19 protein-coding genes are annotated in these 20,745 nt (G+C 35.1%); 2 read left to right on the forward strand and 17 right to left on the reverse strand.

The features are described from left to right. Positions 1-3: 3 nt before the first annotated feature. The 17 genes from ACN0NP_RS00140 to ACN0NP_RS00220 all read right to left on the reverse strand — a co-directional run bounded on the left by ACN0NP_RS00140 (position 4) and on the right by ACN0NP_RS00220 (position 17,554). Entirely contained in the window at positions 4-870 is an 867-nt protein-coding gene (locus tag ACN0NP_RS00140) for a phosphate ABC transporter substrate-binding protein PstS (protein ID WP_024344051.1), read from the reverse strand. 132 nt (positions 871-1,002) lie between these two features. Further along, entirely contained in the window at positions 1,003-2,313 is a 1,311-nt protein-coding gene (locus ACN0NP_RS00145) for an RsmF rRNA methyltransferase first C-terminal domain-containing protein (protein WP_423217280.1), read from the reverse strand. Positions 2,314-2,604: 291 nt separating this feature from the next. Beyond that, complete coding sequence (gene gorA / locus ACN0NP_RS00150) at positions 2,605-3,960, reverse strand: glutathione-disulfide reductase (protein ID WP_423217281.1); 1,356 nt, start codon at positions 3,958-3,960, stop codon at positions 2,605-2,607. A gap of 13 nt (positions 3,961-3,973) precedes the next feature. Further along, positions 3,974-4,306: a conjugal transfer protein TraF gene (traF, locus tag ACN0NP_RS00155; RefSeq protein ID WP_039690675.1), complete on the reverse strand. Its 333-nt coding sequence runs from the start codon at positions 4,304-4,306 to the stop codon at positions 3,974-3,976. A gap of 13 nt (positions 4,307-4,319) precedes the next feature. After that, positions 4,320-4,643, reverse strand: coding sequence for a putative quinol monooxygenase (locus ACN0NP_RS00160; RefSeq protein WP_033152672.1), 324 nt, complete (start codon positions 4,641-4,643; stop codon positions 4,320-4,322). Between the two features lie 110 nt (positions 4,644-4,753). After that, positions 4,754-5,578, reverse strand: coding sequence for a ZIP family metal transporter (locus ACN0NP_RS00165; RefSeq protein WP_074668922.1), 825 nt, complete (start codon positions 5,576-5,578; stop codon positions 4,754-4,756). A gap of 101 nt (positions 5,579-5,679) precedes the next feature. Continuing rightward, positions 5,680-6,444, reverse strand: a complete 765-nt coding sequence (locus tag ACN0NP_RS00170) for an inositol monophosphatase family protein (RefSeq protein ID WP_423217282.1) — start codon at positions 6,442-6,444, stop codon at positions 5,680-5,682. Further along, on the reverse strand, positions 6,434-6,709 hold the full coding sequence (locus ACN0NP_RS00175) for a UPF0223 family protein (protein ID WP_423217283.1): 276 nt from the start codon (positions 6,707-6,709) through the stop codon (positions 6,434-6,436). The genes ACN0NP_RS00170 and ACN0NP_RS00175 overlap by 11 nt, the downstream gene beginning before the upstream one ends. A gap of 69 nt (positions 6,710-6,778) precedes the next feature. After that, entirely contained in the window at positions 6,779-7,183 is a 405-nt protein-coding gene (locus ACN0NP_RS00180) for a Spx/MgsR family RNA polymerase-binding regulatory protein (protein WP_423217284.1), read from the reverse strand. 42 nt (positions 7,184-7,225) lie between these two features. Continuing rightward, entirely contained in the window at positions 7,226-8,158 is a 933-nt protein-coding gene (locus ACN0NP_RS00185; RefSeq protein ID WP_423217285.1) for a bifunctional riboflavin kinase/FAD synthetase, read from the reverse strand. Between the two features lie 13 nt (positions 8,159-8,171). Continuing rightward, a complete protein-coding gene (truB, locus tag ACN0NP_RS00190; RefSeq protein ID WP_074565914.1) occupies positions 8,172-9,050 on the reverse strand; it encodes a tRNA pseudouridine(55) synthase TruB in 879 nt (292 codons plus the stop codon). Positions 9,051-9,141: 91 nt separating this feature from the next. Beyond that, on the reverse strand, positions 9,142-10,479 hold the full coding sequence (locus tag ACN0NP_RS00195; RefSeq protein WP_423217286.1) for a DUF2130 domain-containing protein: 1,338 nt from the start codon (positions 10,477-10,479) through the stop codon (positions 9,142-9,144). A 134-nt stretch (positions 10,480-10,613) separates the two neighbouring features. Further along, positions 10,614-11,210, reverse strand: a complete 597-nt coding sequence (locus ACN0NP_RS00200) for a restriction endonuclease subunit S (RefSeq protein WP_423217287.1) — start codon at positions 11,208-11,210, stop codon at positions 10,614-10,616. A gap of 103 nt (positions 11,211-11,313) precedes the next feature. Further along, positions 11,314-13,950, reverse strand: a complete 2,637-nt coding sequence (locus ACN0NP_RS00205) for an FtsX-like permease family protein (RefSeq protein WP_423217288.1) — start codon at positions 13,948-13,950, stop codon at positions 11,314-11,316. Positions 13,951-13,960: 10 nt separating this feature from the next. Then, positions 13,961-14,662 (reverse strand): ABC transporter ATP-binding protein, encoded by a 702-nt coding sequence (locus ACN0NP_RS00210; RefSeq protein ID WP_423217289.1) that lies wholly within the window; start codon positions 14,660-14,662, stop codon positions 13,961-13,963. A gap of 167 nt (positions 14,663-14,829) precedes the next feature. Further along, on the reverse strand, positions 14,830-16,224 hold the full coding sequence (locus tag ACN0NP_RS00215) for a PTS transporter subunit EIIC (RefSeq protein WP_423217290.1): 1,395 nt from the start codon (positions 16,222-16,224) through the stop codon (positions 14,830-14,832). Then, positions 16,214-17,554 carry a glycoside hydrolase family 32 protein gene (locus ACN0NP_RS00220; protein WP_423217291.1) on the reverse strand — a complete coding sequence of 447 codons (1,341 nt, stop codon included), beginning with the start codon at positions 17,552-17,554 and terminating at the stop codon, positions 16,214-16,216. Before ACN0NP_RS00220 ends, ACN0NP_RS00215 begins: the two co-directional genes overlap by 11 nt. 142 nt (positions 17,555-17,696) lie before the next feature. On the opposite strand from ACN0NP_RS00220, the gene ACN0NP_RS00225 reads away from it, so the two are divergent. Next, positions 17,697-18,533, forward strand: coding sequence for an AraC family transcriptional regulator (locus ACN0NP_RS00225; protein WP_423213803.1), 837 nt, complete (start codon positions 17,697-17,699; stop codon positions 18,531-18,533). Continuing rightward, positions 18,523-20,712, forward strand: a complete 2,190-nt coding sequence (locus ACN0NP_RS00230) for an alpha-galactosidase (RefSeq protein WP_423217292.1) — start codon at positions 18,523-18,525, stop codon at positions 20,710-20,712. The genes ACN0NP_RS00225 and ACN0NP_RS00230 overlap by 11 nt, the downstream gene beginning before the upstream one ends. Positions 20,713-20,745: the final 33 nt, after the last annotated feature.

Consider the following 20,745-nt stretch of genomic DNA (forward strand, 5'->3'; position numbering starts at 1 on the left):
CCCTTATTTCGTTGTAACTGTGCCATCAGCTGCTTTTGTAACACGCATATCATTAACTGAAATATAGCCCATGTGTTCAACAATACCTTTTTGAACTTTGTCACTCATAACAAAATCCAAAAATTCTTTAGTCAAGCCAGTTGCTTTGCCCTTTGTGTACATATGTTCGTACGCCCAAAGTGGCCAGTTATTTGTTGTTACATTTTCAGCTGTTGGTTTGTACCCGTTTAAACGAATTGTTTTAACAGAAGTATCAACGTAAGCAAAAGCAAGATAAGAAATAGCTCCTGGTGTTTGCGAAACAATTGACTTGACCATACCATTTGAATCTTGTTCTTGACTTTGGACAGCTGAATCACCTTTCATGATGATGCTATCAAATGTCGCACGCGAACCTGAACTTGCAGCACGGTTAATGATTGAAATAGCTAAATCTGGTCCTCCAACTTCTTTCCAATTGGTAATTTTACCAGTAAAAATCTGGTGAAGTTGGTCTGTTGTTAAATTATTAACTGAGACTTTCTTATTAACAATCACAGCAAGCCCTGCTACCGCTACTTGATGATCAACTAGCTTATCAGCAGCAATTCCTTCTTTTTCCTCGGCGAAAACATCGCTATTACCAATTTGTACAGCCCCTGATTGAACTTGTGACAGACCTGTACCAGATCCACCACCTTGAACATTGACTGTTTTCCCAACATTTGTCGAACCAAATTCATCCGCGGCAGCTTCAACCAAAGGTTGTAAAGCTGTCGATCCGACACTAGTAATCGACTGACCTTTGTCAATCCAGCTTGCACAGCCAGATAGAGCAAAAGTAACTGAAGTAACTAGCAATAAAAAGCTAATAATTTTCTTTTTTTTCATTTGCGATTCCTACTTCTTTTGAAAATAAAGAGTAAATTCTATGAAGTATTAAAAATACCTCACAAGGAAATAGTAACACATCACAGAAACCTTGAAAAGTGCATGTAAGGTAAAAATTGTACCTGTAACAGTTTACGGATTAAAGCGAAGACCTTTTGGAAAATAATTTTTCAGAATATTTCCAGTAATTTTTGCAAAACCTATTCCATTGCCGTTTACAGAAATTAAATACCAACCATTTTTTAGTTGCTCAGTTAAATTTATGACATTTCCAGTGACATAAACCTCAAACTGTTCTATATCAATTTCTACAGACTGTACTACTTCTTTTGGAGAAAGTGCCAAGCCTAAAGCAAACGATGGTTCAAAACGATTTTTCTTAAATGTTCCAAGATGGAGTCCATTTCGAGCAATTTTTAGTTTTTTAAGATCTGGCAGACCTTCTGGCAATAAATACAAATTATCACCAAAAGTTTGCAAAAGTCCTTTCAATTCGACCTTAATATGTTTTTTTGCAAAATCTTGCCATAATGTCAATTGATCTTTTGTCAAATTAGATTTAACTGGCTTAACTTTGGAATGAGAAGGTTCTCGTGTATCACGCAATTTAGCAACGAACTGACCCTCGCCTTTAAAACGATGTGGATACATACGAGCAACTTCTGGCATCTCAATTCCTTCAGCCATCCCATTGATTTTTTCGATAGGAACAAGCTCTAAGTTATCATAGGTTGACAATAACCATTTAACAACACCTTCATTTTCTTCTGGCGACCAAGTACAAGTTGAATAAACTAGTGTTCCACCAGGCGCTAGCATTTTCATGGCTTCTTCCAAAATTTCTTTTTGAAGGCTCGCGCATTCTCCTGGGTAACCTTCATGCCAGTACTGAGTCGCTTGGGGGTCCTTACGGAACATTCCTTCTCCAGAACATGGGCCATCAAAAACAATCAAGTCAAAATATTCTTTGAAAACTTTAGCTAACTTATCAGAACTTTCATTAGTTACCACAACATTTCTAGCACCAAATCGTTCGATATTTTCAACCAAAATTTTACTACGTTTGCTTGAAATTTCATTGCTGACAAGCACCCCAGTGTTATTCATATAACTAAGAAGGTGGGTTGATTTTCCACCAGGCGCTGCCGCTAAATCAAGTACTCGCATGTTTTCTTTTGGTGATGCAACTTGGGCAACCATCTGTGCAGCTGGTTCTTGAGAATAAACAAGACCCGAAACGTGCTCAGCTGATTTTCCAGAAACTTTTCCATAGTATCCCCAAGGAGTATTTGGAATCGGGGAGTCAAATTCTTGCTGAGCATTTTTTAGAGGATTTACTCGAAATCCAGAGACCGCTTCTTCATCAAATGTAGCAAAGAAATCATCTGCTTCTTGACCAAGAAGATTACGATATTTTTCAATAAACTTATCAGGTAATTTCATACTTCTATGATAACAATTTCACATATGATTTACAACTTTCAACTAATCTTAAAAGCCCTAAATAAAAGAAAAAAGTAGCCATTAAAAGCTACTTCTTTATCTCGTTATCACTAATTTCTCTGAGCCCCTTTAATAACAAAGTTATCTCATCGTAACGAACTCTTCTGATCCTGTTGGGTGGATGGTTCAAAAGCTTTGAATAAGCTTTTGAATTTCTTTCGATTTTTTATTGAAAGGCATCCAGACAACTTAAAACATCCAGAATCTTATGGTTGTTTATTATAGGTAAAGTTATCTCATCGTTACGAATTCTTCTGATCCTGTTGGGTGGATGGCTACCGTACTATCAAAATCCTCTTTTGTTGCCCCCATTTTTATGGCGACTGCGAATCCTTGAATCATTTCATCAACACCATATCCAATACCATGAAGTCCGATGATTTTCTCTTCCTTACCAAGGGTCACCAATTTCATCTTACTTGGTTGACGATGAGCTCCCAAAGCTGTGTACATCGGAGTAAAACTTGAACGGTAGACTTTTACGTTATCAGCGCCATACTTTTCAATAGCTTTTTCTTCCGAATAGCCAATAGAACCTATTGCTGGGTGACTGAAAATAACTGTTGAAACATTATGATAATCTATCTTTGCATCAAGTTTGTTGTTAAATAGTCTTTCAGACAATTGTCGTCCAGCTTTAACAGCAACTGGAGTTAATTCCAATTTACCATTGACATCTCCCAAAGCATAAATACCTTCAACCGAAGTATTTTCGTATGCGTCTGTTTCAATAAAACCATCGTCTGTTAACGCAACACCTGTCTTTTCAAGTCCGAAACCAGAAATATTAGCTTTTCGCCCAATTGCCCAAATAATAGCATCAACTGTATACGATTCACCGTTTTCTAAAAACAATGTGAGTGAATCATCAGCGTTTTTAATAACTTCTTTTGGAACAGAGTGAGTGTGCAAACGTGGACCATCTTCAGACATCACATCAACAAGAACATCTACAATTTCTTTATCAAACTTACGAAGTGGGCGGTCTTTTCGAACAAATAAGCCTGTCTGTGAACCAAGAGCGTGTAAAACTCCAGCAAGTTCAACAGCAATATAACCAGCTCCAACAACAGCAGTGCGTTTTGGAATTTCATTCAGTTCAAAAAAGCCATCCGAAACCATGCCATACTCAGCACCTGGAATATTCGGATAGATGGCATGACCACCAGTTGCAATTAAGATATGCGGAGCTGTGTAATATTGCCCAGCTGCCTCAACCGTGTGTGCATCAACAAAACGAGCATACTCGTAGACACGTTCGACGCCATTACTATCAAATCCACGTTCATAAGAAGCATGAATCCGATTAATGTAGCTTTGTCGATTCTCTTTCAATTTTTTAAAGTCAAATGTTGTATTTTCGATTTGAAAACCATACTCTTCAGCGTACCTATTCAGAGTTTCTGAAACCTGAGCGCCATACCACATTACTTTTTTAGGGACACAACCTAGATTTACGCAAGTACCACCAACTTGTCTTGCTTCAAAAAGAATGACTTTTGCGCCATGTATAGCAGCTCGATTTGCTGAAGCGATACCGCCAGAACCGCCACCAATCACAATATAATCGTATTGTTTTATTTCCATAAAATCTCCGAATCTATTTTTTAATGAAATCCAAAATCTCTTCCTCTGATAATGAAGAATCACAAACTACTTTAACTCTGCCACCTTTAGCCACTAAAAGACCTGGCACTGTAGCGACATTATAAGTAGAACGAAGATTATCTAATTCAGGTGAAATTTCATCACTGTTAATGTAATAAACATCAAGTTTATTCTCTTTAGCAACCTGAGTTAATTTTGGCTCAAAACGTCGACAATAAGGGCATGTAGGGCGCCCAATAAATAGAATAAATTCTTCAGCGTTTTGTAACTGATTTTCTGCTTTGGCTACGTTTATTGGTGTAAAAAAATCTGCAAATGTAGTCATATAATTCTCCTAATTATTTACGAATAAACTCGCTATCAATATCAGTATCATCTGACACATAACGCTCTACCGTCATATGCAAATCATACTTGTCACGAAGTTTTGCTAGAGTGGCCATCATCGGTGAAGCATGGTGAACGTCGATAGCTTCTTGATTTTCCCAACTATCAATTAAAAGAACTGTCTCAGGGTCTTTGGCGGGAATAAAGTAATCATATCTTAGGTTCCCTTTTTCTGCACGAATAGCATCTGCTGTCCCTGAATTTTCCATCTCTTCCATGAATTTTCTAGCATTTCCATTAACGCCTTTATAGTATAAATTAACTGTAATTGACATTTTAATACCTCTTTCTTTTTTACTATTTTATTAAATTTTGAAAACAGTTTCAAATAATCAGCACGCAAAAAAAGAGCTAGCAAGACATGCTAGCTTTTTACCTTTTATCATCAACCTAAGGCGACATCCATCACCATCATAATCACAAAACCGACCATTAAACCAAGTGTGGCAACATCAGTATTTCCATTAGTTTGTGATTCTGGAATTAGCTCTTCAACAACAACGAAAATCATCGCACCAGCCGCATAAGCAAGGGCATAAGGAATAATCTGCAACATGACGATGACAAGAGCTGAGCCAAGGACAGCTCCAATAGGTTCAACAATCGCTGACATAGAACCAAGGAAAAATGCTCGTTTTCGAGAGCTACCATCCGCACGAATTGGAATTGATAAGGCTGCTCCTTCAGGGATATTCTGAAGACCAATCCCAATAGCAAGACCAATTGCTCCTACAAGCGCAGCGGTTGTCATATTTCCAGAAGCAAGTGCACCAAAAGTAACCCCTACTGCTAATCCTTCCGGAAAATTATGAATAGTTATTGCTAAAAAGAGCAAAGCAGTTTTTGACAATTTCTTTTTAGGCTGAATCCCTTCTGCCTCTGAAACATCCTTTCCAAGATGTAGGTGAGGAACAACCGCATCAATCAAGCGCAGACTAAATCCTCCGAGAAGAAAGCCTACAGCCGCTGGAATCCATGCGTAACTTCCGTAATCAGCTTTGGCATAGGCAAGTGCAGGGTCAAGCAAAGACCAAAATGATGCAGCAATCATAACTCCAGCTGCAAATCCCATCATCACATCAAGTAATTTACGACTTACTTTGGTAAAGAAAAAAACTACTGCAGAACCAAGAATCGTACAGCCCCATGTAAATAGGCCAGCTAATAAGGCTAAAAAGACAACATTCTGCGTCAGTAGCCAATTCATCATAAAAATTTCCTCTTCAATCTATATAATATTTGTCATTTAAACGTTTTCTTAAATTAAACCTATTTTACCACAGAAATAAAAGAAAAACCTAGTAAAACATACTAGGTTTCCTTCAAATAAGCTTGTATTTCTGGTAATTTTTCTTTTGGAACAAACATGACCTTCTGACGATTAACAAAATCTGGTTCTTTTCCATCAATAGTCAATAAAGTATAGCCAAGTTTTTCTCCCATGACCTTAGCTGCCGCATAATCCCACGGTTGAATATAAGAAAAGTAAGCCATTAGCTGACCTTCCATTACAGCAGCCATACTAATACCTGCTCCACCATAAACTCGAATCCCTAAAGTTTGTTCAATCATATCTTGAAGACCGTGGTAATTAGTCGCATACATGCAAGCATTACAACCAACTAAAAAGCGATTAAGAGGTCGATTCTGGAATGAAGGCAATTTTTGATTATTTTTATAAACATCAAATCGGCCACCACCAGCATACAATAAATCATTCATCACGTCATAAATAAGACCAAACTGACCTACACCATTCTCATAATAGCCAATCATAACAGCAAAATGTGTCCCTTGAGCAACAAAATTAACCGTTCCATCAATTGGATCGAGAACCCAAACATTGCCATCAGATATGCTATGTCGTAAGCCGTTCTCTTCAGCAAAAATATTATCATTAGGATAATATTTTTTAATTTCTGTAACCAGTAATTCCTGAGCCGATTTATCAACGTTTGTTACTAGATCATCAAAACGTGTTTTTTCTTCGACTTGAAGATTACTGAGCATACTCGATTTGATTAAATCGCCTGCTTCACGAATAATTTGTTTAGCAAATTCAAACTTATTTTCCAAGGGAAATGTATCCTTTCTCCTTAGCTTTAGCGGCTTTTACAGCTTGATAAGTTGAGTATCCACTACTTTGCTGAAATTCACGATCAATTTGCTTTTCTTGAGCTTTACTTTTAACGATTGTTTTGAATTCAGCGTAGCTATTCAATAAATCATTCACTGAAACTTTTGTTTCGTATGCGGCTTCAACTTGATTCAAAAAATGAAGCACTGATGCTATCTCTTCAGTGCTCCAAGACAAATCAAGTGGATAGCTGTAATTTTTCATACAATAATGTCCAAACTCATCGAAAACAAGTAATTTTTAATACAAGTAAAACCGATGAGTCATTCCTTTCTATCCTTCAATCTCTGCTTTAATTGTTGCTTCACGCAACTCTTGTTTGCGATAATCGCGCGGCAAAAACGCACGAATTTCGTCTTCATTGAATCCAATTTGCATTCGTTTGTTGTCCAATATAATCGGACGACGAAGTAAACCAGGATTTTTTGAAATTAAATCAATTAAATCTGAAACAGATAACTCGTCAAGGTCAATATCCAATTTTTGGAAAACTTTTGAACGAGTTGAAATAATATCTTCTGTCCCATTTTCGGTAAGCGCTAAAATATTCATCAATTCATCGCGACTAAGAGGGCTGGTAATGATGTTGTGTTCTTGAAATTTAACATCATGTTCATTAAGCCAAGCTCGCGCTTTTCGACAGCTCGTACAACTTGGTGACAAAAATAGAGTAATCATAAAACCACCTCTCTCATCTTCTTATCTTAATTATACAAAATTTTAAAAAACATTGCTATTTTTTCTCCAATTTTGGGCAATTTTTTTATCTTTTTTTAATTGCTCAACTAGCTCGTCAGCACCGGAGAATTTTTCCATGCCTCGAATCTTATCTAGCCAGATTATTTCTACAGTTTCACCGTAAATATCTTCTTGAAAATCAAAAATATTAGCTTCTAGACGTAAATCTTGACCACCAAAGGTTACATTTTTCCCGACACTAGTCATTGAACGATAACGTTTACCAGATACGATAATATCCGTCACGTAAACACCATCACCTGGAGTATAAACACGATCTAATACAGCAAGATTTGCAGTAGGAAATCCGATTGAACGTCCTCTTGCATCTCCGTGAACAACAATCCCTTTTGTTGAAAATTCATATCCTAAAAGACGATTAACCTCAGAAACATTTCCAGATAAGATTTCTTTACGAATTCTTGTTGAGCTAATCTTTTCACCATTTTCTTGGACTTCAGGAACGACAATAACTTGGCCATCAAAAATCCCTGATAGGTAGTTAGCATCCTTACGGTCATGACCGAATTTATAATCAAAACCAACAACAATTGTTTTGGCGCGCAACGCTTTGATATATGTTTCAAGAAATTCTTTTGACGAACCCTTTGAAAATGATGATGTGAAATCAATCAAGTAAAGATTATCAACACCATACTCAGCGAATTTGTCATATCGCTTTTGTGGAGCTGTCAAATTAAGGAGCAACTCAGGTGTAAATCGAGCAAGAGCTAAGCGTGGTGACTCATTAAAAGTCAAAACAGTCAATTCTAATTGATCACGTTCAGCAATTTCTCTTGCTTGATCAAATAATGCTTTGTGACCTCTGTGGAGACCATCAAAGTATCCCAATACTAAAACACTATCTCGAGTAGTTTTTATATCTCGAGCATCATTTATTTGTTGAATATTCATTTTTTCCAATCTATTATAAAAACACTTTATTAGGTTTATATAGGTCATCGCGTGGAATCAGAATAGCTACAACTTTATCTTGATAGAAGGCTGCTAATTGCTCTTCATCTCTATCAATGGCAATCTTTCGACCAAAAGAGATTTCAGTAACTTCTTCATCAGTCAAATCAATACGAGGTAAGTCCATAACACCGTATTCGATTGGCAAAAGAAATGAAAAATCATCATGCGCAACTTTATCAGCAATTTCAGATAAAGTTAAAGCATCTTCTAATTGCAAACCTGCTGAAGCTTGACGTTCTAGGTAAGACATATGACTCGCATAGCCAAGTTCTTTTCCTAAATCAACTGATAACGTTCTAATATAAGTCCCCTTGCTACAAGCAACTTCAAAATCAAAATAGCAGCAGTCATTTTTAAATGATAACTGACTAGTTCGTTTGAAATTATGAATAGTTACTTGACGTTTTGGACGTTCGACTGCTTGACCAGCTCGAGCATACTCATACAAACGTTTACCATTAACTTTAACTGCTGAATACATCGGTGGGACTTGAATGATGTCTCCAATAAAGCGAGACAAAGCTTGATCTACCTTCTCCTCAGACAAATCAGTAACTGGGGTTTTCTCAAGAATCTCACCACTAGCATCTTCTGTCGTTGTTGAGAAACCAAGACAAATCTGCCCACGATAAACTTTTCCAGCTTCAGTCATATATTCAATCACGCGAGTTGCTTTTCCAACAGCGATTGGTAAAACACCGACTACATCAGGGTCTAGCGTTCCACCATGACCAATTTTCTTTTCATGTAAAATTTTTCGAAGCTTGAAGACTGCGTCATGACTAGTCATTCCTGCTTCTTTTTTTAAGTTAATAATTCCGTTAATCATAACTACTATTATAACCGTTTTCAGCATTAAAAGACAAGCTAAAACTTTGATTTTGTTTCAACTTGTCAACATTTTATTACCAAAATTTAAATCAATCTTTCAGTGCTTCAAACTTGGCACGCATAGTAGGATTTTTTCGAGTTAATTTTTTTACCGAAACATCATCCAGTTTATTATTTGCAAGACGAAGTTGGTTTTCACTAGTAGTTAAGAAACGCTTAACTTCTTCCATACGACGAATAGATTTATCAATTTCGTCAATGGCTTTTTTGAAGTTATTGCTTGCTGAATTGTAATTCTTAGCAAAAGCATTTTTGAAGGTCTCAAGATCATCTTCAAAGTGTGTGATGTCAATATTTTGTTCGCGTACTAAAGCTAATTCTTGCTTGTACTTAAGCGAATTAAGCGCAGCATTTCGCAAAATACCAATCAGTTGAATGAAAAGTTGCGGACGCACAACGTACATTTTTTCATACTCGTGACTAACATCGACAATCCCAGTATTGAAATAATCATTGTCAGCTTCTAGCATGGTTACTAAAACAGCATACTCACAATTTTTCTCGCGACGGTCTTTATCAAGTTCTTTATAGAAATCCTTGTTTTTATGCTTGGTTTTAGTCTCATCAGCCTCGTTTTTCATTTCAAACATAATCGATAGTATTTCAACACCATTTTCATCTGTTTCACGGTAAATGAAATCACCCTTTGAGCCACGACTTGAAACTTCATTATCTTTTCCAAAAGTAGCATTTGGGAAAGCGTAGGCACGAACTTTGTTAAATTCTGTTTCTGCATAAACTTCTAAGCTTTCTCCAATCGCTTTTGTAGATTGCTGTGCTTTAAAGTTTTTGTAGAACTCAACTTGCTCGTTGGCAGCTTTTAACTGTGCCTCATAATCGCTTTTAACTGACGCAAGAGATAGCTCTGCTTCCTTTTTCTGCAATGCAAGCTTAGCCTTTGCATCGTCGCGTTCTTTTTCAACACTTGCAACTGCTTCAACCAAGCTTGTTTTATTTTCAAGCGACAAGCGCTCAATTTGATTATTAAGGTCAACAAGCTCTTTATCTTTTTCAGCCAAAGCTTGTGTTAATTCAAGTTTTTTAACTGAATTAAGATTATCTAATTGTGATTTTAAAGTAATGATTTCTTGATCTTTCTGGCTCAACTGGCGTTGATTTTCTAGCTCAAGAGTTTGCTTTAATTGCTCTAATTGAGCTGACAATTCAGCAATTTCCTGGTCTTTGATACTGACTTGAGTTTGTAAATCATTTTTAGATTTTTCTTCCATCAAGGCTTTTTCTTTTGCCAAACGTTCATGTAATTCTTTGTCAAATTCACTGCTGCGAACTTGCGCAAGCAATTGACTATATTCTGTTTCGTTAATAGTAAAAACAGTTCCACAATGTGGACATTTGATATTACTCATAGTTTCCTCGCTCATTTGATAATACCCCTATTATAGCAAATCTTTGTCATAAATCTGGTAAAAATGTTTCATCAACAGATTTCACGCAGATAAAAAGGTTAGGAGAAACCTGTCCTAACCTCATCAAATAACCTTTAAAATAAATTCTTTTCAACTTCATCACGGATGTGTTGCCATTCTTGCTGAGCTCTGGTCATTTTACGCTTATAATCTCTAAGCCCTTGCTCGTAGCGTTGTAAGAGATAGGCTTGCTTAAGAGCTGGAAGTTTTGGTATTTCAATACTAACGATTTTTTGAGTATTTAAATTCATAACATTCTTGCCTGTATTAGTCTCTTCAAGAAGTTCTTGGCCAAGTTTTGAATCTAGAAATAGTTTAATGTAGCCTCCTGCAATATCAGCAATGGGTCTCAAGACAGTGATATTAGCTGAGGCAATGACTGGATAATCTTGCTCATGAAAAATAGCTGTTTTTTTGACTGTCCCCTTTGAAGCAATCAAAACGTCACCTTCTTGCAATAGATAACGCTGCACGCTATCCTCATCTGCTTCAATTTTTTTCAAACCATCATAGTTTATACCTATTTCAAGCATGTCGCTAAGATTGACAACTGAAATATTTCCTTCACCACTTAATTTTGAAACAGCTTTTCCTTTGAAATGTTCAGTTACTTCCTTTAAGGAAATTTTGGCTATATTATTCACTTGATATCTTTCAATTGCTTCGCTCATAACTATCTCCTTTACAAATAGTATTCTAATACTAAGATAAATTTTTGACAAGTGAAAAGAGCAGCTTCAGCCACTCTTCCACTATATTATTCGCTTTTTGCTGCTAATCTACAGACTTCAACGCCTCTAACATATCAACAGTTTTCAAGATATGATTAACTAAGAAACCAAGGAGTAATAGAATACCAACAACTGCAACAACTGGTATAATATAAATTTCTATTCCGACTTCTGTACCAAATTTAATCGCATCTGAACCAATCATATTCATAATGATTTGGTGGAGATATTGTCCTCCAACCAATCCAACGACAATTCCAATTAGAGATAGCACAATTGTCTCACGATAAATGTACATAGTCACTTCTTTATCATAAAAACCAAGAACTTTAATCGTTGACAATTCTCTAATGCGTTCAGCAACATTGATATTAGTCAAATTATAAAGAATAACAACAGCGAGTAGTATTGAAATAATAATTAAGATTGTCATCGCGCCATTTAGTGATGCAACAACCGAATTGACATTTTTAACAAGTGTTGCATTTTGGCTTACGGCAGATACCTCATCCATTGCTAGCAATTTTGTCGCCATATTTTCAATGTTCTTACTTGAATGATTTCTAAGAATCAAAAGATAGGCATTATTTGAAATAGCATCATCAAATGTTTTTTGATATGATTTCTTCGACATAAACAGATAGTGTCCAACATTCATCTCAGCAACTTTAGAAACTTTGATAGAACGTCTATGACCATTTTGATCTGTCAGAGTAAATTTATCACCGGCTTTTACACCATATAATTCTGCTAATTTTTCGGAAATAATAGCTCCATCATCAGACAAAGTGAGTTCTTGTTTAGTTTTAGCATCTTTAAGATGGATGAAATCTCCAAAATCATTATCGTCACTTACAAGAATTGAAATGTCTTGTTTATCAGTCGAACCAGAAATTTTTTCCGTTAGATGTGACATGAATACACTTTGGTATTTGGATACTTTTTTAGAATCTATGAATGAACTTAATTCTTTTGAAGTAGCATCTTCACTATTTTTGACGACAATCATATCATACGGCATCAACCGTGTAAACTGATTGTCAATAATTTTACCTAACGATGATTGAATACCAAGCCCTGCAAATAGTAGAGCTACTGAACCAGCGACACCAAAAATCGTCATTAACATACGCTGCTTGTATCGGAAAATATTTCTAGCAGTCACTTTATGTGTGAATGACATTCTACTCCAAATAAATCCAATTCTCTCTAATAAAATTTTTGAGCCTTTAACTGGAGGTTTAGGGAGTAACAGTTGCGCTGGTTTTTCACTTAGTTCACTGCGAGCGATAATAAAGGCAGGTAATACAGCGCTGACAAGAGCAAATACAAATGCAATTAAAGTGTATGACCAATAGAAATACAAGTGAGTACTTCCAAGTGTTGTATCACCAGTAACGATTTCAGCAATAACTTGTGATAAAATATAATGCCCTGCAAAAACACCAATAACCGTTCCGGTCACACTTGCTACAAAACCATAGATAACAAACTTTTTAATAACATCACTATTACTGTAGCCGAGCGCTTTTAGAACACCTGAGTTAGTACGTTCTTCATCAACAAATCGAGTCATCGTTGTAAATGTAACAAGCGCAGCTACAACATACAAGACAACTGGAAAGACATTCCCGATACTTCCGATACTTGAAGTACTTGATTCGTAAGTCTGGTAACCTCCACCACCTGGGAAAGATGAGCGTGTATAAATCGAATATGTTGGTGCCTTCATTACTTCAACCTGCGCTTTAGCTTCTTGTATTTGGCGTTCGCTCTCTGTGATTTTAGCTTTAGCGTTATCAATTGAGCTTTGGGCTACCGCTTGTTGTTCTGCAGGTAATAAAGTTAGTGCAGATTCTTGTTCTACTAGTTCTGATTTGGCAGCTGTTACTTTTTCTTGATTCGTATCAATATTGGCTTTAGCTTCTGATTTTAATTGATTTAAACGCTTGTCAGCATTGTCAGACAACAAATCATCTAAGGAATCTTCTTTAGCTGCTAATTTTTCTTTATAACTTTTAGAAAAAGGATTTAAACCTTTCAAATCATTGTAGCGAATTCGGGCAATAGTATAAAATTCGCTATCAAAAGCTGTGCTACTTGTGACAGCGTAGTATTTTAATACTCCATTACCAGCGCTTGATGTTCCTAGGCTATTTTTAGAGAGAATTTCTGATGAATTAAGAAATCCAACAATCTTAAAAGTTGTTTTTTTCAGAATACTATTTTCACTAGATTGAGCAAATGATATCTCATCACCAACATGATATTTTTTCTTAAGTGTTGATGCTAGCGCAATTTCGTTATCTGCTTTTGGAAATCTTCCAGACACAAGTTCGTAAGTTGAAATATCCTTGCTCTTTGAAAAAATTCGGATAGCATCATCGGTATTTTTTATAGTCACATCAGTTAAATAACCGAATTCAACCTGACTATTTTTTACAGATGATAATTCATTTTTGTCATCATCACTCAAACCATAGCTCGCAATAACAGACAAGTCCATCGTGTTGTGCTTTTTAAGATAATCACTTGCCGTTCTTTGCATATCTGGCCCAGTAACTTTCAGAGCAACGAAGGCAAAAGCTCCTAACATCATCAAAAGCATAATAGACAAAAAGCGTCCTTTAGATGCGATAATTGCCTTTCTAATATCTTTCCAATATGTTTTCTTCGACATAGCAACCACCTCAGTATTCTAGTGTTTCAATGTCTTGTGGATGCTCATTAACCTCAATACTAGAGACTGTCGCATCATGCATATGAATGACACGGTCAGCAATCGGAGCAAGAGCTGAATTATGCGTTACAATAATGACAGTTGAGCCTTTGTGGCGTGACATATCCTGTAAAATTTTTAGAACCTGTTTTCCTGTTTGATAGTCCAAAGCACCAGTCGGCTCGTCACAGAGCAGCAATTTAGGATTTTTAGCTACCGCACGCGCAATTGAAACACGCTGTTGTTCTCCACCTGAAAGCTGTGCAGGAAAATTATTCAGACGTTTTCCTAGACCAACATCAACCAAAGTCTGTTCAGCGTCTCTAGCATCTGGAACAATTTCAGAAGCCAATTCAACATTTTCTTTAGCAGTTAAGTTAGGCACCAAATTGTAGAATTGAAAAACAAAACCGACATCATTACGACGATAAGTTGTCAATTCCTTGGCATTGAATTTAGCAATATCAACACCATCAATCAAAACCTGACCCCCGTCATTGGTATCCATTCCACCGAGGATATTTAAGACAGTTGATTTTCCAGCACCTGATGCACCAAGAATAATAACCAACTCCCCCTTTTCAATCGCAAAATTGATATCATTGTTGGCAACAATCTCAGTCTCACCTGCTTGATAACGTTTATAAGAATGTTTCATTTCAATATATGACATTTTAACTAACCTCTTTATAGTAATTAAGAAAACCCTTTCTCTCTATTTTACCGAAAAATAGAAAATTAGACGAATATTTTGCACTCAACTTCTAATATTTTAACAACTAAAAAAACTCACCTAGATTTTCTCCAAGTGAATTTATGAGTTATATTTATTAATAAAAATTAAATACTTTCTTCTCTTTTATATCCGAATAGCCATGTTAAGATAAAAGCAACACCAAACGCTACACAATTGACAAAAATGTAAAGTGGTAATTGTTCATTCAAATATAGCAGTGCTCCCGGGATTCCTGTTAATCCCATGCCAGTCGCCTTCAGATGTAATAATGATGCCAAAAATCCACCAACACCTCCGCCAATCATTGACATGATAAATGGTTTTCCGAGTCGTAACGTTACTCCAAAAACAGCCGGTTCTGTAATACCTAAAGTTGCTGACAAGGCTGACGGAAAGGCAATCTGTTTCATTTTTGAAGAAATTGTTTTAATAGCAACCGCTAATACTGCACCTGCTTGCGCCATATTCCCGCATGTTCCGATAGGATTTAATAAATTCCATCCATCTTTAGCAAGCATATTAATTTCTAATAAATTTAAAATATGATGTATACCTAAAATACCAAGTAATTGTCCAAAGCATCCGTAAAGAAAACCACCAATACCATATGGTAAAGTTAATAATGCAGTAACAGCGTAAAGCACATAGTTTTCAACCCCATGAAAAATCGGTCCAATAATAAATAGTCCTAAAATTAGGCCACATAATAATGTTAAAAATGGGCGTAAAATTAAATCTAATGAATCAGAAATAATTTTTTTGAAAAATCTTTCAAGTTTCGAAGTCACAATTGCTGTGAAAAAGGCTGGAAGAACAGAACCTTGGTAGCCTACAACTTTCAAAAAGCCAAAGAATAAAATAGGTTGCGCATCACCTGAAGCAACAGAATAAGCATTTGGTAACGAAGGATTAACCAACATTAGACCTAAAACAATACCAATAATGGGAGTACCGCCAAAAATTTTAAACGTTGACCAAGCGACCAATGCAGGCAAAAAAGCAAAAGCTGTATCGGTTAAAATGCTGGTAAAAGTGATAAGATTATTAGGTACATCTGAAGTTTTTAAACCAAACAAATGAAGCACAGCCTCTTGTGTCAGCAGTCCTCTTAATCCCATAAATAAACCTGTTGCCACCAAAATTGGAATTATGGGAACAAACACATCACCAAATATCCTAATGGCACGTTTAATCGTCCATTTTCCATTTTGATTTTGTTTGCTTTCAACAGTGTTTGTATCAATTAAAGAGCTTTCCACTAAACTTGAAAATTCATCGTAAATTTTGTCAACAAGCCCTGTTCCTAAAATAATCTGATATTGACCTGAATTGTAAAAGCTCCCTTTAACTTTGTCAATATTTTCAACAGCTTTTACATTAACTAATGACTGATCTTTGGTTATGATTCGAAGTCTTGTTGCACAATGTTGAACGGATTCAACATTGTGAGCTCCTCCAACTTGCTCTAAAATTTCTTTTGCAATTTCCTTATTTTCCATTTTTACCTCCAATATTTAAAGTTGAAACTTTCGTTAAATGTTTGCTCTGACAATTGATGATGTGTTTTTTACTAATAGTTTTTGGGAAATATCTCAATGACATAACTTTTTGACCATCATTAATAAAAATTTCGATGGCTGACATATCTAAAAAGATTTCTAGTTTTTTTAAAGATGTTAATTCAAAACCTTTTTCCTGAACAGAATCATCAACCCAGCTTTTACGCTTTAATGTTAAATGACTTGTATCAACAAGCAATTCAACTTCATCTGCTAAAATGACACTTAAATAAGTTACATCTTCTTCAAAATTAATTTCAATTGATAGAATTTCGCTATTCTGCATCATTGAAAATTTTGAATTTGAATCGATTTTAAGTAGCTCCTGAGTATTTAAAATTTCTACTAATGGCCTTTGGATTAATTGATCATCTTTTAGAATGAGTTCACGAGGCATTGTCAAGCAATGTAAATAGCCAAAACGTTTAGTCGGACATCTTTCTTCTTCCTCATCTGTCATTCGACTCATCCAGGCTAACATTATATAGCGACCTTTTGGATCTTTAAACGTTTGTGGAGCATAAAAATCAAATCCGTAATCAAGTAGCATGAAATCTGAAATACGTTCAAACTTCTTTTCCTCCACAAAACCCAAAATATAGGCTGAATAACTAGAAATTGCTGAATCAGTAACAACATCTCTTTTCTGAGGTGAACAAATTAATACTTGCTTTGACTGAAAATCTAACAAATCAGGACACTCACACATCTGATCCAAGCGTTCATCCGCAAAAAATAATCCTTCATAGGTCCAATCCATCAAATTTTTTGATTGATAAAGTGCAATTACACCTTTTTTAGAAGTCATTTGACTCCCGACGATCATCCACCATAAATCTTGATACCTAAAAACCTTAGGGTCTCTATGATGCTCAGACAAACCGCTTGGTGTTGTAAAACCTGGATTTTTTAAAAAACGCATACCATCTTTACTAATGGCAACTTTTTGAAAAGATTTTCTAATCCCATTATTCTTGGTATTACCAGTATAAAAAAGATAGAGATGATCTTTACACACCATTGCCGAACCAGAATAAATACCGTCTTTATCTTCAATAGTATCTGGTAAAAGTGCCGAACCTTCATGTTTCCATTCTAATAAATCAGTCGAGGTAAATAAGCCCCACTCTTTATATGAATGGTTTAAGCCAAATCGATTCCACTGGTGAAAGACATAGTATTTTCCTCTAAAATATGATAAGCCATTTGGATCATTTAGCAAACCCTTTGGTGGTTCTAAATGAAGCTTGTTTAAATAAATATTTTCCAATGTTCCTCCTTAGTTGCAATTAATATTTACAACCAATATATTAAACGCTTTCACCGTCCTTTAACATAGGATAATTTAAGTAATATATGGAAAATATTAAGATAACATACCTTTTTAAAAAAAGCTGTTGTATACTGATAACATGAAACATTATCTTAATCAATATACAGATCGCTTCACCGAATTTAGCAACAAAAGCATATCTGATTTAATCCTATATAGTAGTGGAATTGAGTACTGTGAACCCAATCACTACTTTGGTTTACGAAATAGAGATTATCATGTCATTCATTTTGTAAAAGAAGGAAAAGGAATTCTTTTCATTGAAGGAAAAGAGTATGCTATTTCTGCTAATCAACTTTTTATTATACCATCTGGTTATAGTTTTCATTATAAAGCTGACAGCACTGATCCTTGGAAATATTCTTGGATAGGCTTTTTAGGTATTAAATCGAACTTTATTTATCAAGCTGCAGTTAAAAATCAGTTTGTCTTTAATTGTCAAAACGCACAAATTTATGAAAACATCATTGATGATATATTAAAAGTTTCGAAAACATCTCTTGGATCTTTTTTTAAAATCAATGGTCTGTTATACACTCTAATAGGAAAACTGATTGAAGAAATCGGCATACTTGATTATTCAACAAGTCAATCGATTTCAACTTTAGCTATACATTATATGAATTTACACTATCATGAACCAATTCAAATGCGAGAAATCGCAGAATTTGTCGGTATTCACCCTGGTTATTTCTCAAGTATATTTAAATTAGAACAAGGCATCACTCCAAAACAATACCTTATCAACTTGAAACTTACAAAATCTAAAGAATTGCTACTCCAAACAAACGATCCCATAAATATTATAGCAAGTTCAGTGGGCTTTTCTGATGCTTTAGCTTTTTCAAAATTTTTTAAAAAATCAACTAATCTTTCGCCAAGAGAATATAGAAAGGAAAAAAATAATGACAATTAATATTCATGTAGATTTAGATAATCATATTTTTCACCTAAAGAACGACAACATGAGCTATATTATTGAAATTGTTAATAATAATTATTTGAAACATTGCTATTGGGGACATGCTCTAAATTCCTACAATAAACTCAATAAAGCAAAGATGTCTAAAAGGACTTTTGCTGCCTTTTCAGACACAAATAATCCTGATTTCTCTTTAGAATTTCTACCTCAAGAATTTCCAATAGATTATCAGGGTGATTATAAAAATCCAGCAATAAAAGTTACTCTATCTGATGGTAGTGACATCATTCGTCTTAACTATGATAGTTATGAAATTATTAATGATGCCATCATTCTCAATGAGCTACCACATGCTCGAAAAAATGACACCGATTCAGCAAAAACTTTAATTATAAATTTGATTGATAATATTGCTAAAATAAAAGTTCAACTTTTTTATACAATCTTTGAACACACTGATGTTATTGTGCGCTCTAGTAAAATATTTAATATTGGAAATGCGGCATTTACTCTAAATCATTTGGTTAGTGCTTCTTTTGATTTACCTTATCAAAATCAATTGTGTCATAGTTTTTTTGGCTCACACCAAGATGAATTTCAAATTCAATGTCAAAAAATTTCTCATGGACAATTTAAAATTGGGACATCACGCGGAGCAAGTGGCCCACAATATCCACCATATTTAGCAATTTCGGCAAACGCTACAGAATTTTTTGGAGATGTTCATGGAATGACTCTAATATACAGCGGAAATCATACTGAACTAATTGAAAGAGACCAGTACGATCAACTAAGACTTCAAATTGGACTAAACCCTGATCAATTTTCTTGGATTCTTCAACCAAATCAATCCTTTCAAACGCCCCAAGCAGTTCTTAGCTACAGCCCGAACGGCCTAAATGGTCTCGCACAAAATTTTCATAAATTTACCAAAGATCACCTGATTAATCCTGTTTTTCGAAAAAAATCTTCTCCTATTTTGATTAACAGTTGGGAAATGACATATTATGATGTCAATGAAAAATTGATGCTAGGAATTATCAATAGAGCATCAGAATTGGGGTTTGAGGCTGTTGTTCTTGATGACGGCTGGTTTAAAGGAAGAACATCTTCTAAATCCTCGTTAGGCGACTGGAAAGTTGATAAAGCAAAATTTCCAAATAACCTTTTTAACATCATCAAAGAAGCACACCAAAAAAACTTAAAATTTGGAATCTGGTTTGAACCAGAGATGATTTCTCCAAATAGTGAGCTCTATAAAAAACACCCTAATTGGGTTGTGAAATCACCAAAATACGATTGCTTTTTTAGTCGCTCACAATGGGTTCTAGATCTTACACAAAAAGAAGTTCAAAATTATATTATCTCGACTCTAACTAACTTCATTAATACCTATTCAATCGATTACATCAAATGGGATATGAATCGTCATATTGTCGAGAGTGAGAGCCAATTAAAAAATAGTCAACATTCAAAAGCATTTTCACATCTTTATATGCTTGGACTTTATCGTATTATGAATCATTTAATAAAAACTTTTCCAGAGGTTTTATTTGAAAACTGCTCTAGTGGAGGAGGGAGACTTGATTACGGCATGTTATACTATTTTCCACAAACATGGGCAAGTGATAACACAGATGGATTAAATAGACAATTTATTCAATACGGAGCAAGCTACCTTTTCCATCCATATCAACTAACAGGTCATGTCTCTGCAATTCCTAATCATCAAACCATGCGATCTACTCCTTTAAAATCAAGAATGAATCTTGCTTCCTCAACAAATATGGGATATGAATTAGATATTCTCAATTTAAACAACGATGAAGAAAAATATATCTCAAATCATATCAAAGAATACAAATCTGAAAGAGATACCATTCAAAATAGTAATTTCTACAGAATTATTTCACCATTTGATTCAAATATCTGTAGTTGGATGTTTACAACTCAATTCGAGTCAATTGTATACATCTTCAGAAATCTCAATAAAGTCACACGAAAATACGAGATACTAAAAATCCCTTATTTAGATGTAGACTCTGACTACTACATTTCTGAACTCGATTTAGTTATTTCTGGTAGCGAACTAGCCTTTTCTGGTATTTATGTAGAATTTCCTAACAATGATTGGGAAAGTTGTAAATACCATATAAAGAAAATAAGTAACTAAAAAGTGCCCTACTACTAGGACACTTTTCTTTTC

It is taken from the genome of Streptococcus equinus (assembly GCF_049393805.1).
Lineage (GTDB): Bacteria > Bacillota > Bacilli > Lactobacillales > Streptococcaceae > Streptococcus > Streptococcus equinus.